This is a genomic window from Psychrobacter sp. CR212 (assembly GCF_059693765.1).
In genome coordinates, this window is sequence record NZ_JCATIF010000004.1 from 246,561 (window position 1) to 260,022 (window position 13,462).

12 protein-coding genes and 1 tRNA gene are annotated in these 13,462 nt (G+C 44.1%); 6 read left to right on the forward strand and 7 right to left on the reverse strand.

The window, feature by feature from the left end; all coding sequences use genetic code 11:
• Positions 1-86 precede the first annotated feature (86 nt).
• Complete coding sequence (dnaK, locus tag AC58CZ_RS09730) at positions 87-2,027, forward strand: molecular chaperone DnaK (RefSeq protein WP_075107267.1); 1,941 nt, start codon at positions 87-89, stop codon at positions 2,025-2,027.
• Between the two features lie 127 nt (positions 2,028-2,154).
• Here dnaK and AC58CZ_RS09735 read toward each other — a convergent pair whose 3' ends face one another.
• A complete protein-coding gene (locus tag AC58CZ_RS09735; RefSeq protein ID WP_494224159.1) occupies positions 2,155-2,982 on the reverse strand; it encodes a methyltransferase domain-containing protein in 828 nt (275 codons plus the stop codon).
• 50 nt (positions 2,983-3,032) lie between these two features.
• Entirely contained in the window at positions 3,033-4,265 is a 1,233-nt protein-coding gene (locus AC58CZ_RS09740) for an aminotransferase class I/II-fold pyridoxal phosphate-dependent enzyme (RefSeq protein WP_494224158.1), read from the reverse strand.
• 288 nt (positions 4,266-4,553) lie between these two features.
• Here AC58CZ_RS09740 and AC58CZ_RS09745 point away from each other — a divergent pair, with 288 nt between their 5' ends.
• The 4 genes from AC58CZ_RS09745 to AC58CZ_RS09760 all read left to right on the forward strand — a co-directional run bounded on the left by AC58CZ_RS09745 (position 4,554) and on the right by AC58CZ_RS09760 (position 7,624).
• Complete coding sequence (locus AC58CZ_RS09745) at positions 4,554-5,093, forward strand: outer membrane beta-barrel protein (RefSeq protein ID WP_494224157.1); 540 nt, start codon at positions 4,554-4,556, stop codon at positions 5,091-5,093.
• 218 nt (positions 5,094-5,311) lie between these two features.
• A complete protein-coding gene (locus AC58CZ_RS09750) occupies positions 5,312-5,863 on the forward strand; it encodes a porin family protein (RefSeq protein ID WP_223334985.1) in 552 nt (183 codons plus the stop codon).
• Positions 5,864-6,055: 192 nt separating this feature from the next.
• The gene (locus AC58CZ_RS09755; protein WP_494224156.1) at positions 6,056-6,652 is read left to right on the forward strand and encodes an NfeD family protein; all 597 of its coding nucleotides are present in this window, start codon (positions 6,056-6,058) and stop codon (positions 6,650-6,652) included.
• A gap of 90 nt (positions 6,653-6,742) precedes the next feature.
• Positions 6,743-7,624, forward strand: a complete 882-nt coding sequence (locus AC58CZ_RS09760; RefSeq protein ID WP_071002686.1) for an SPFH domain-containing protein — start codon at positions 6,743-6,745, stop codon at positions 7,622-7,624.
• Between the two features lie 77 nt (positions 7,625-7,701).
• Here AC58CZ_RS09760 and hemN read toward each other — a convergent pair whose 3' ends face one another.
• Positions 7,702-9,195, reverse strand: coding sequence for an oxygen-independent coproporphyrinogen III oxidase (hemN, locus tag AC58CZ_RS09765; protein WP_494224316.1), 1,494 nt, complete (start codon positions 9,193-9,195; stop codon positions 7,702-7,704).
• Between the two features lie 375 nt (positions 9,196-9,570).
• Between hemN and AC58CZ_RS09770 the strand changes: the two genes are divergently transcribed.
• A complete protein-coding gene (locus AC58CZ_RS09770; protein ID WP_423609596.1) occupies positions 9,571-11,157 on the forward strand; it encodes a YifB family Mg chelatase-like AAA ATPase in 1,587 nt (528 codons plus the stop codon).
• Positions 11,158-11,206: 49 nt separating this feature from the next.
• On the opposite strand, the gene AC58CZ_RS09775 is transcribed toward AC58CZ_RS09770, so the two are convergent.
• From AC58CZ_RS09775 to AC58CZ_RS09790, 4 genes are all read right to left on the reverse strand, one after another.
• The gene (locus AC58CZ_RS09775; protein WP_494224155.1) at positions 11,207-11,890 is read right to left on the reverse strand and encodes a phosphoglycolate phosphatase; all 684 of its coding nucleotides are present in this window, start codon (positions 11,888-11,890) and stop codon (positions 11,207-11,209) included.
• Positions 11,891-12,017: 127 nt separating this feature from the next.
• Complete coding sequence (locus tag AC58CZ_RS09780) at positions 12,018-12,518, reverse strand: DUF4385 family protein (RefSeq protein ID WP_494224154.1); 501 nt, start codon at positions 12,516-12,518, stop codon at positions 12,018-12,020.
• Between the two features lie 194 nt (positions 12,519-12,712).
• Positions 12,713-12,788: transfer RNA gene (locus tag AC58CZ_RS09785), tRNA-Phe, on the reverse strand.
• 122 nt (positions 12,789-12,910) lie between these two features.
• Positions 12,911-13,333 (reverse strand): hypothetical protein, encoded by a 423-nt coding sequence (locus AC58CZ_RS09790; protein ID WP_494224153.1) that lies wholly within the window; start codon positions 13,331-13,333, stop codon positions 12,911-12,913.
• Positions 13,334-13,462 lie beyond the last annotated feature (129 nt).

Sequence of the window (13,462 nt, forward strand, 5' to 3'; positions counted from 1 at the left end):
GCAAACCGATATATAGCAACAAGTGACCGACTACGGTCTGGATAAATAAGTATTTATAGTTAAAAATAAATTAGGAGCAATTGATTATGGGTAAAGTAATTGGTATTGATTTAGGTACGACTAACTCGTGTGTAGCAGTAATGGAAGGTGACAAGGTTAAAGTCATCGAAAATGCTGAAGGTACGCGTACTACACCATCAATCGTCGCTTATAAAGATGACGAAACATTGGTTGGTCAGTCAGCTAAGCGTCAAGCGGTCACCAATCCAAGCAACACTTTGTTTGCGATTAAGCGTTTGATCGGTCGTCGTTTTGATGACAAAGTCGTGCAAAAAGATATCGGTATGGTACCTTACAAAATCGCTAAAGCAGACAACGGCGATGCGTGGGTAGAAATCAACGGTAAAAAGCTTGCACCACCACAGGTTTCTGCTGAAATCTTGAAAAAAATGAAAAAAACAGCAGAAGACTATCTTGGTGAGAGCGTGACTGAGGCAGTTGTAACCGTACCTGCTTACTTCAATGACTCACAGCGTCAAGCAACCAAAGATGCGGGTAAAATTGCAGGTCTTGATGTAAAACGCATCATCAATGAGCCAACTGCTGCGGCACTTGCTTATGGTATGGACAAAAAGCAAGGCGATAGCACCGTTGCTGTATATGATTTGGGTGGTGGTACTTTCGATATCTCAATCATTGAAATTGCAGACGTCGATGGCGAGCAACAGTTCGAAGTACTAGCAACCAACGGTGATACGTTCCTAGGTGGTGAAGACTTTGATTCAGCATTGATCGATTTCTTAGTGGCTGAATTCAAAAAAGAGCAAGACGTTAACCTAAAAGGTGACTCTCTTGCGATGCAGCGTCTAAAAGAAGCAGCTGAAAAAGCGAAGATTGAGCTATCAAGTGCACAAAGCACTGAAGTGAACTTGCCTTATATTACTGCTGATAGCAGTGGTCCTAAGCATTTGGTTGTGACCATCAGTCGCTCAAAACTAGAGAGCTTAACGGAAGAGTTAGTACAGCGCACCATGGGCCCTTGTAAAATTGCCCTTGAAGATGCTGGCCTAAAAATTGGCGATATCAACGATGTAATCTTGGTTGGTGGTCAGACTCGTATGCCACTAGTACAACAAAAAGTACAAGAGTTCTTTGGTCAAGAGCCACGTAAAGACGTGAACCCTGATGAAGCTGTGGCAGCTGGTGCAGCAATCCAAGGCGCGGTATTGTCTGGTGATAAAACTGACGTATTGCTACTTGATGTAACGCCATTGACGCTAGGTATCGAAACGATGGGCGGTGTTATGACGCCAGTTATCGAGAAAAACACCATGATTCCTACCAAGAAATCACAGGTATTCTCAACCGCTGAAGACAACCAGCCAGCAGTAACGATTCAGGTATATCAAGGTGAGCGTAAAATCGCTAACCAAAACAAACTGCTTGGTCGTTTTGACTTGACGGATATCCCACCAGCACCACGTGGCTTACCACAAATCGAAGTGTCTTTTGACATCAACGCTGATGGTATCATGAACATCTCAGCAACTGATAAAGGTACTGGTAAAGCACAAAGCATCCAGATCAAGGCGGATTCTGGCCTGTCGGACGAAGAAGTTGAGCAAATGGTTCGTGATGCAGAGGCTAATGCTGCTGAAGATGAGAAGTTCGCTAATCTAGCGCAAGTTCGTAACGAAGCAGATGGTCGTATCCATGCCGTACAAAAAGCGCTGAAAGAAGCAGAAGATAAAGTCACTGACGAAGAAAAATCAACAGTAGAGTCTGCGATCACTGAGCTTGAAGCGGCGGCGAAAGAAGATGACCATGACGAAATCAAAGCCAAGCTTGAAGCGCTAGACAATGCATTCTTGCCAGTTAGCCAGAAGATTTATGCTGACAGCGGCGCAGGTAGCGAGGGTATGGATCCAAGCCAGTTCCAACAAGGTGCTGACGCTACTGGTAGCAACCAAGCGGATGACGATGTCGTTGATGCTGAGTTTACTGAAGTAGACGAAGACAAAAAGTAAGCAATTACTTGATGTTCAAGGCTGCTTTAATCGTTAATTAGATTAAATTAGCTAGATCAAAAAAACGCATCTTTCGAGATGCGTTTTTTTATGCCTGATATTTAAGTATATATTTTCAAGCGTGCCATTATGGTAAATGCGCATCAACGATTAGTACGTCGTAAGTCAGATATACGCAAGGTTGACCGTCCTCATCTATGCCCGAAAATTGCTGCCAATAGTCGCGCTCGAATGCTTGCAAGCGGGTTTTGGTCCAGACAAAAGGCTGTGTGTTAGACGTTTGCTTACCAATCGTTTGTCTGCTATCTATTTGATTGGTCGATACACCTGTCGTCTTCATATGTTTGAGCACATCATAAGGCTGGGCAAATGGCACATTGAAACGCTGTGTTGATAGCTTTATGTGTTGAAATCCCGCTTGATCTAGCGCTGATTGCCATTCACTAATATCTGGATAATGCAGTCCTTGTCCTGTTAGGGTTTTTATTTGCAAGAAATTATCTGGAGTAAAGGTGCTTAGTAATAATTGTCCATTAGGTTTTAGCCGTGAGGCTGACTGTGCGATAAAGCTAAGTGGATTGTCAAACCACTGAATCGCATTGGCACTGATGACTAAGCTATGCTCACCGCCTAAATCCGTGGTTTCCGCATCGCTAATAAGGATTTGTGCTTGTGGCAACAATTCCTGTAAATGAGTGGCTTGCTGCTCACATAACTCGTTGATAGACCATCGCTCACTTTGTACATATTTTGCCAGTAGCTGCGTTAGTTGTCCCGTGCCTGCACCGACCTCAAGCACACTGTCTTGATTGGTATTATCGATAGCCATTAATAAGTGCTGACAAACCTGCTGCTGAATATAAGCATGTTTATCGTACTGACTGGCTTGAGAAAAATGCCGCGCAATGGTCTGCTTGCGGGCACTTAGCTCGGAAGTAGTGAGGGGATGTTCCATAATCGCTCTTTCACATAAAAGTTTATAACGAGCATCAAAAACTGCTGCCGTCATATGGATAATTGCATGATTAGGCGCTCGCACTCAGCATGGGTAATGGCTGCGTTGAGTACCAAGCGAATACGTGACGTATTAGTAGGAACGGTCGGTGGCCTGATAGGCAGCGCATAAAATCCAGCGTCTTGGAGTTGTTTTGCCTTTGTCATCGTACGAGCATTATCACCTAAAATATAAGGCACAATGGGTGACTCGTAAATAGGATTTTTTGCTGCCGATGCCACGCGATATTCAGGGCTAATGGCTTGGCTCAGTTGTAATGAAATCTGCGCCAAATGCTGTCGCCGCGTCTGTAGATGTGGCATTTTTGCCAAAATAAACCGTGACCAAGCATGATTGATTGGTGGCAACGCGGTACTAAAAATCAGCGGACGCATCTGATTGATGAGCCATGATTTGACCACCTCATCACATAGAATATAAGCGCCAACCGAGGCAAACGCTTTACCAAACGTACCCACTAGGTAGTCAATCTCAGTGAGCGTATCTGTTTCTTCGGCTAACCCTAATCCTTGCGCGCCAAGGACACCGACGGCATGGGCTTCATCGACATACAGCTCAATACGACTGTCAGTGGCTTTTAGCTTAACTAAAGCGGGTAGATCAGCACGATCACCATCCATACTGAAGATACTTTCGGTGACGATGATGATGCGCTCTACGTCCTCTTCAACCTGTGCGAGCATAGTAGCCAAATGCGCATAATCATTGTGTCGATAGCGGCGATACAGACAGCGTTTGCTTTCGCTGAGTTTAATACCATCAATCATACTGGCGTGTACCAGCTTGTCTGCCAAAATAACCGTCTTCACTGGTAGTGCAGTCAATGCAGGTAAGATCCCGATATTGGCGTGGTAGCCACTATTTAATACCAACGCAGATTTCGTCGCGGTTTGATTTATTCCAGCTGCGGTTTCATACCACGCTTGTAGCTCATCCTCTAACGCCTGTAGCTGTGTATCATTGCCAGTTAATAGACGCGATGATGTTGCGCTCATTTTGGGCAAACAGTCCATTGATTGCTGAATAAATTCAAAAAACTCACGCTGCAACTCAGCATCACTGCCCAAACCTAGGTAATCATTGCTAGCGATATTCAGTAGAGTATTGCCTTCACTAACGACATATCGTCCCTGATGCTCGATATTGGGCAGCTTGCGATATTGTTGTTTGTCTTTGAGCTGCGCTAGCTTGTCTTGTAATTTTGCATTGATAAAAGCTGACATACAGTATTGGCCTTATATTTTTATGCAGTTACCAGTCTATATAGAAAAAAATGAGTAGGGATTATTGCACAAAAACGGGATGTGTAACAAAAAGTTTCATATATCAGCCTTTGTAACCCGAGCACTGACAAATGCTTTCAAATCTTAACTCTCATACCATTAAACACTGACAGAGTGTCTGAAATAGTTTGTTACTATGTACCCATCGTTAGCAAACAAGGCGATACGGCCAAATGGTCAATACAACTAAATAACTTGTTTGTCCAAATTTACTTGAAGGAGCTAATAATGAAAACTCTACAAAAAACTATACTTGCACTAGCAACTGGTTCTTTACTTACTGTAGGTGCAAACGCCGCTGTTAATTATGGTAACGGCTACACTGGTCAGCCATATGTTGGTGCCAAGATCGGTCAATTTGACAATGATGTAGACGGTGACGATCCAACTGCTTATGGTGTATATGCTGGTTACAACTTTGATCCTAACTTTGGTATGGAAGTTGAGTACGTTGGTTCAGATGATGCTGACCTAGATAACAATGCTGGCGATTATGACACCAAAACTTATGGTGCGTACGGTACTTATCGTTATATGTTCCCAAATACTGCACTATATGCCAAAGGTAAACTTGGTATCGCTAAAACAGAGTTAGAAGCTGATTTTGATAATGGCAGCAGCGATTCAGTGAGTGATACTGGTATTGCTGGTGGTATCGGTCTTGGTTACGCAGTGAATCCTAACTTCAATGTCGAAACAGAGTATGCAATGATGGATAGTGATGCAGATACTAAGCTGCTTACTGTAGGCGCTAACTTAAAGTTCTAAGATAACATAGCGTACTTGTACCTATAGTCAAAAACGAAGAAACGACCATTTTATATGGTCGTTTTTTTATGCCTGTAAAATATTTTTGCAACACATGTTTACTTTGACAAATAATTTGGTATGATACCGCCACTACTAATAACAAGTAGAAAATAGTTGAGTAGTGTTTGATATTAAACAAATTATTTGTTTATTGAATCCAAGGTTGAAAATACTTTATGAAAAATCTACAAAAAGCGTTACTTGCAGTAATCGCAGGCTCAGTAATGACAATGAGCGCACAAGCAGCCATTTCTTATGGTGCTGGCCAATCATACGTTGGTATTAAAGCTGGTCAATTCATGGTAGATGCTGATGATTTAGATGATCCAACCGCATATGGCGTTTATGCTGGTTATAACTTCGATCCTAACTTTGGTGCTGAGATTGAGTATGTAGGTTCTAATGACGCTGATGTTGATACAGGTAACAGTGGCATTGACGCTGAATTTGATCTAAAAACTTATGGTGCTTATGGTACTTACCGTTATGCGTTCCCAAATACTGGCTTATATGCAAAAGGTAAACTAGGCTTTGCTAAAGCTGAGATTGAAGTTTCTGCTGAGGACTTTCTTGGAAACTCTGGAAGTGACAGCGATAGCGACAGTGGTGTAGCTGGCGGTATTGGCTTGGGTTATAACTTCAATCCTAATATGAGTGTTGAAGCTGAATATGACTATGTTGCTGAAGACCTTACGCTATTAACTCTTGGTGCACATTACAAATTCTAAGCTTTGATTTGTGTGGATGACTAAAAGCGATCACTTTAAGTGGTCGTTTTTTTGTGTCAATTTTAGCATTCATTGTACTTGTTTTATCAAAGTACCACACCATAAATAATAATAGGTAATTGATTTTTAAGATAATATTATCTGCAAAACTGTGCTACATTGGAAGGTAGGCAGATACAGGAGTAGACAGCGATGATTGAGACTATCTGGATGATTGAACCTTGGCATTGGTTGGTGTTGGGCTTCTCTTTGATGATTGCTGAGATATTTATTCCAACTTTTGCAAGTCTTTGGTTTGGCGCGGCCGCCGTGATCGTTGCCGCTTTAGCGTGGTTGCTCCCCATTCCATTATTATTTCAGGTACTGATCTGGCTTACGCTATCGGTTTTGTTTATGTTTGCTTGGGTCAAATACATCAAGCCGCTGTCAATGAGCCGTAAAAAGATGGGACAAAGTAGCGATCTGATTATTGGTGAGACGGGCATGATCGTGGTCAAACCGCAAAAAGGCATTTCAGGTATGGTGCGCTTTAACGTGCCTATTTGGGGTGCAGATGAGTGGCCATGTCGCACAGCAGGCGTGAATGTCGAGACAGGTGATCGTGTGGTGGTTATAAAGGTGGTCGGCGATGAGATGGTGGTTGCACCCACGCAGCGCCTCCAAGCACCCAAAACCATACGGCCAAACATTACTCCGACGATTAACAGTCAAGTGCCTGCCAAACAATCTAAAGCGGGTAGACTGAGTTTGCACAAACCCGATCTCAAAGAGACAGGTACTAGCAAATAAACGTTATCAGGTACTAAAAATTTTTAAATTAAGAAAAAAAGGACATGAATCACGTCGCTGGCAAATAAAGCAAGGGTCAAGGAGAATCACATGGGTAGTATCTTGAGTAGTTTAAATGGCGTCGGTATCGTGATGCTGGTGTTGGCAGCATTGGTGATTTTTACCGTTTTTAAAGGCGTTTGTATTGTCCCGCAAGGGTACAAGTGGGTCGTGCAACGGCTGGGTAAATATCAGCAAACTCTAGAGCCTGGCTTTAGTATCATCATTCCTTTTGTAGATAGAGTCGCTTATAAAGTCACCACAAAGGACATCGTACTAGATATCCCATCTCAAGAAGTCATCACCCGTGATAACGTGGTCATCATCGCTAATGCTGTGGCTTATATCAACATCTTGCGCCCAGACAAAGCGGTCTACGGTATTGAAGATTATGAACATGGTATCCGTAATTTGGTACAAACCTCCTTGCGCTCTATTATTGGTGAGATGGATTTGGATAATGCCTTATCGAGTCGTGATGAGATTAAAGCCTTGCTCAAACATGCGATCTCAGAAGACATCGCCGATTGGGGTATTACGCTTAAAACCGTAGAGATTCAAGACATTAATCCCTCGCAAACCATGCAAGCCTCTATGGAAGAGCAGGCAGCGGCAGAGCGTCTACGCCGAGCGACCGTTACTCGTGCCGATGGTCAAAAACAAGCTGCTATTTTGGAAGCAGATGGACGTCTGGAAGCCTCACGCCGCGATGCCGAAGCGCAAGTGGTACTGGCTAAAGGCTCAGAGGAATCAATTCGTCTTATCACAGCGGCGATGGGTGATGAAGAGATGCCGATTGTCTACTTACTTGGCGAGCAGTACATCAAGTCCATTCGTCAACTAGCGGAGTCTGACAATTCAAAAATGGTGGTGTTGCCAGCCGATATTTTGAGCACTGTTAAAGGGATGGTAGGCGATAAATTAAAGCTGTAAATATTTCAAAAAATATCTAAAAAAGACCTCGTTTGAGGTCTTTTTAATGGCTAATAATTAGCTGCCAAGTCGTTATGTCAGATAACTTTTGAGAAGCGGTTTTTGTGTTTTTTTTCTAGATATTCATCAAATACCATGGCGACATTGCGACCAAGCAAGCGGCCCCTAGGTAAGACACGAATGCCTGCTGCGTCCATATCAATCAGTCTATCTGCTTGCATCTCGCCCAGCTGTTGAATCTCATCAATAAAATAGGTAATCGCATCGATACCGAATTTTTGATTCACATCTTTAAAATCGAGATAGTCGTGGCAGAGCAGGTTCATGATGACATATTCACGTAAGCGATCTTTGATGGACGTTTTAATATATTTTACCGCGGGCATGACCGTAGGATTGGTTTTGGCAGCATCAATCTTAGCTTGGTAGTTTTGCAAATCAGTATCATTTTGCAGGATATAGCGCGTATTGCTATTGGCAATTTGACTGATGGATGAGACACCAAAGCCCAATAAATCACAATCGCCCATGATGGTGTAGCCCTGAAAATTACGATGTAATTTTCCTTCGCGCTGTGCAATCGCTAGCTCATCGTCAGGCTTAGCAAAATGATCGATACCGATATATTGATAGCCCGCTTCGGTTAGCGTGTTGACGGTGTTGCCGAGCATAGCGAGCTTAGCTGCTGGGCTAGGTAGGTCTTCATCTTTGATCTGACGTTGGGCTTTGAAACGCTCAGGTAGATGCGCATAGTTAAAGACAGACAGACGATCTGGTGACATCTCAATGATACGGTGTACGGTTTTGTCTAACGTGTCAGGCGTTTGATGCGGCAAACCATAAATCAGATCGATATTGATGGAGTGAAAACCAAGCCCTCGCGCCTCTGTTAATACATTCTCAATAAGCTCTACTGAGTGCACACGATTGACCGCGATTTGTACCGTTTCATCTAAGTCTTGCACGCCTAAGCTGATACGATTAAAACCAAGGTTTCGTAATATCTTTAGCGTATTATCACTCAGCTCACGCGGGTCGATTTCGATAGAGTAGTCGCCTTCATTTTCTGGCAAAAACTCAAACTGCGTCTGCAAAAACTCCCACAGCTTAACCATCTCTTCATCACGCAAAAACGTTGGCGTACCACCGCCCAAGTGTAGCTGCTTGACCAAGGGTTTATCGCTACCTTCTGGCACAGACAGCAAGCGGCGTTTAAGGGCAATCTCAGCCATTAAATACTGCAGATAATCACCAGAGTCGCTATTTTTTTTGGTAATGATCTTATTGCAGGCGCAGTAATAGCAAAGGTGACGGCAAAACGGAATATGAAAATATAGCGAGAGGGGAGCACGCGATTCGCGATTTTGCAAGATTTTCGTCTCAAGACTAGCTACCTCAAAACCATTTACTCCAATATTCTCAGGTATCGGCGTGAACTCTAGAGCAGTTGGATAAGAGGTATAACGTGGTCCTGAACGATTGTACTTATTGATGATGGCCTCATCAAATGCTGGTAGCTGCTTATTGGTGATACTGCCGCGGGTACTGGCATAAGGGTTGTCTGGTTGCATAACAGGGCGTACAGTGGTTGGCGGCTCGTCCGCACGATTGTAAGGCTGCTGAGTGTTCTGTTCTGAATAGTCTGTCATGCGGTATTCCTCGTTTTGACCCATAGTGGCTATAGCATCGCTTTTTTGTGCTGCCAGATGATAACGTTTGCAGTAACAGCTTGGCTATTATAGCAACTATCTTAAAATATGGTCATTATTATACCAAATCCCTACTTTTAGTATGGTATATCGTGATGGTTTTTAGCATTAATATTGACGGCTTTGGTTTGAGATGATTGTTTTAATGTCCTACCTATATTTTTTATAAAACACGACATTTGCACGCTGATAAATAATACTTTATCATCGATTAATCTCTAATATTAGGAAACGCTGATGTCGTTTGCTCAAGTCTATACTCGCTCAGTTGTCGGCCTGCACGCCCCCAAGGTCATCATTGAGGTACATCTATCGCAAGGGTTACCAGCACTAACCATCGTTGGTCTACCAGAAGCCGCTGTACGCGAGAGTAAAGACAGGGTACGCTCTGCCATTCTTAATTCAGGTTTTCAGTTTCCTAATCGGCGTCTAACGATTAATTTAGCACCCGCTGATTTACCTAAAGATGGCGCGCGTCTTGACTTGCCAATCGCTATTGGGATATTGGCGGCAAGCGGACAACTTGAGCCAGAAGTATTATCGGGGTTTGAATTCATTGGCGAGTTGGCACTCAACGGTGAGCTGCGCCAAGTAACCGGTAGTTTGGCAGTTGCCCGCGCGATTAAAGCGGAAGGATTGGCATCAACGTTGTCGAAAACGTTGTCAAAGGCGAGTGACTCTGCAAAAAATGAGCAACGTGTTACCTTACAGAGCGCACCACAATTAATCGTACCGATTGACAATGGTCGTGAGGCCAGTCGCGTTGATGGTGTGACGATATTGGCAGCGAAGAGTCTAAAAGCAGTATGTAACCACTTGCAGTCTCTGGCGGATCCAAGCGGATCTTATGACTGCTTGGAGGTGGTAACGCCCAGTCCAGCACCGCAGCATGTAGGCTATCAAGTGGATCTAGCCGATGTCAAAGGACAGCACCATGCCCGCCGCGCGCTAGAGATAGCAGCAGCTGGCGGTCATTCGTTATTGTTTACAGGGCCACCGGGTTCTGGCAAAACGCTCATGGCCTCACGTTTGCCGACGATATTGCCTGATCTCAGTGATGAGGATGCGCTCGAGGTAGCTAGTACGTATTCAGTGGCAGACAGTGATTACGATTACGGCACACGGCCCTTTAGGCAAGTGCATCACACCATATCAGCCGTGGCGTTGGTTGGCGGCGGTTCACGGCCCAAACCGGGCGAGATTACGCTTGCCAACAAAGGTGTATTGTTCCTTGATGAATTGCCAGAGTTTGATCGGAGCGTGCTTGAGGTATTGCGCCAGCCATTAGAAGCCAAGCAAATCACTATTAGCCGTGCTAACTCGCAAATGACCTTTCCAGCCAACTTTCAATTAGTCGCTGCTATGAATCCGTGCCCGTGTGGTTATGATGGTGATACTTCAGGTCGCTGCCGCTGTCGACCTGAGCAAATCAAACGCTATCAAGACAAACTCTCAGGGCCACTATTAGATCGTATTGATTTGCATATTACCGTACCAGCATTGCCGATTGCTGACTTACAAAGCGCGCAGGCAGGAGAAACATCCAAACAAGTACGCGAGCGAGTAGCAGCCGCGCACCAGCATCAATTAAAACGACAACAAAAAGTCAATAATGAGCTAAGCCCGAGCGAAATCGATGAATATATCAAATTAGGCGATAGCGAAAAGCAACTATTGCAACTTGCTCAGCAGCGCTTGAATTTATCCGCACGCGGCTACCATCGAGTGTTACGAGTCGCGCGTACTATCGCGGACTTGGCCAACAGTACAGATATTAACAGCGCCCATGTGTCAGAGGCGCTCAGCTATCGTAGTAAGGAGTAGTCTTCGTTTAAGCCAACTATCACATCCGTTTGATAGATGCTTTTATGGGTTAGATGTTATCTTTCATAATCCAAGTAACCAAATCCGCAAAATTATCAAACGCCTCGGTTGGATTTAGCTCACGAATGTCTTGGCCGTAGTTATAGCCATAGGATAGTCCAAGCGTGTCCATATTGGCGTTTTGACCCGCCAAGATGTCGTTTCTAGAATCGCCAATCATCACTGACTGCGCGACACTAACATTGAGAGCGTCGCAAACGTGCAATAGGGGCGCTGGATCTGGCTTTTTGGTGGATAGACTGTCGCCGCCCATCACTTCACTAAACAGGTCTTGCCAGCCGAATGTTTGCAATATTTTGGGGACAAAACGAATGGGTTTGTTAGTGACTAGAGCGAGTGTGTAGCCAGCCGCGTGAAGTTGTTTAAGGCCACTATCGACACCGGGATAGGCGACAGTTTTACTATCGCTGAGGTTCTTATAAGCTTCAAAAAATATCTGCTCTGCGTGATCGGCCTCGGCTTTGGTCAGTGCGCCCTCTGGGACAGTGATATCACCGATTAAAGCACGCTCTACGAGCATTCTTGAACCATTGCCTATCCAATTGCGTATCGTCTCGATTGGATGGGTTTCTTTACCAAGCGTGGTCAGCATTGCATTGGTGGCATCGGCCAAATCGGGCACGCTATCAATGAGTGTGCCATCAAAATCAAAAATTAAAAGTTGCTTATTCATTGTTCCTCACTATTAAAAGTCATTATATTTATTGTATTAGATATTCCGTGTTATACCTTGGCACGGTAGTATTTTAAGACTGGTCAATTTAGTGTTGTTATATTCTCAAGGTGATGAGCATTAGCAATTACTCGACATCTTTATAACGCGCGCGGTGTTCTTTCTTCATTCTTAGATACTCTTCGTTCTCACGGCACTGGTCCCATTTTTGCTTAAAAATACGTGCTGATTCTGCCTTGATCGGGTCTTCGGTTTGTCGTGGTAACTCTTCGCGACCATGGGCGCCGCTTTGGCCTTTTTTGTCATCAGGTACTGGCCCTTTATATTTTTTACCGCCCTTGTGATTAGCGTAGCGACGCGCGCGGGTATAGCCCATTTGAATAAATTTACGCGCCATATCTGCACCGACAAAATCATCGTCAGCCAAGTAATCTAGAAACATCTGATAAATCGTCTCACTGCTCTCGCGGGCGATATCAGGAGTCGCAAAACGCCAATGCGGAAGGATTTCAGACTTGTAAGGCTCTACAAGTAACACGCCTTGCTCACCGCGACCGACGCGATATAGCTCAGGATGCGCGCGCAGATCAAGATTTTTATAATCCAAGTCGTAATCGAATTCTCTCATATCTGCCACCTAGGCTCTGTACTATGATGGGTATCTATTCATTCATAGTTACTGAGTATACTGAGCCAAGCGGTGTAGAAAAAAGCACAAAAATGTTATGCAACCGTGAGTAAAGCGAGCGATGAGTATAAATAACAGACATAAAAAAAGCCCCAAACATTGCTGTTCGGGGCTTTTTAGAATCTATTAACGAATGGTGGCTCGAGGCAGGATCGAACTGCCGACACACGGATTTTCAATCCGTTGCTCTACCTACTGAGCTATCGAGCCGTCTTCGTTGAGGCGCTATTAAACTAAATATAGGCTCGGCTGTCAAGTGATTTTTGCGTTATATCTCATAAAAGTCGATAAATAATCAAATATTGGCGAAATAAACCCTATTTACTCTATATTTAGTCTTTTACGCGCAGGAGTTCGTACTCGCTCATGATTCGGTGAATATCAGCATCAGCAGGGACAAATTCACGCACGCCTTTTTTGACCTCGGCATCATAGACCAGTTTAATAAATTTGGCATCGATGGCGCGTTTACGGTTTTCTGGATGTACCGTCAGATACTGCAAACGCTTGGCATCGGTCTGCCCATCATCAAAACAGCCAACCGCAGCGATAGGCTTATCATTGAACATACCAACATAAAGATATTGTCCACGTTTGAATCCTTGCGCCACTATGCTTAACACCTCAGCACCATCAGGCTGCGCATCATCACTATCGTACAATGCCTGCAAGCGTTCTGCTAGCTCATTATCGCGAGCAGGTTTTTTGATAAGTGGCGCATCCAAGCTATTAATAGCGATCGCTTCTAAAGGCATAGCAGTTCCTATAAACAGAGGGTTTTCATAGTATAAAGTCAGTATGACACCGCACTATGTCATGGAGAGTAGTGCCATAAAGGTGAGACTGTCAACGTTCGAGCCAGTCATGACTGATAATGCTGAACA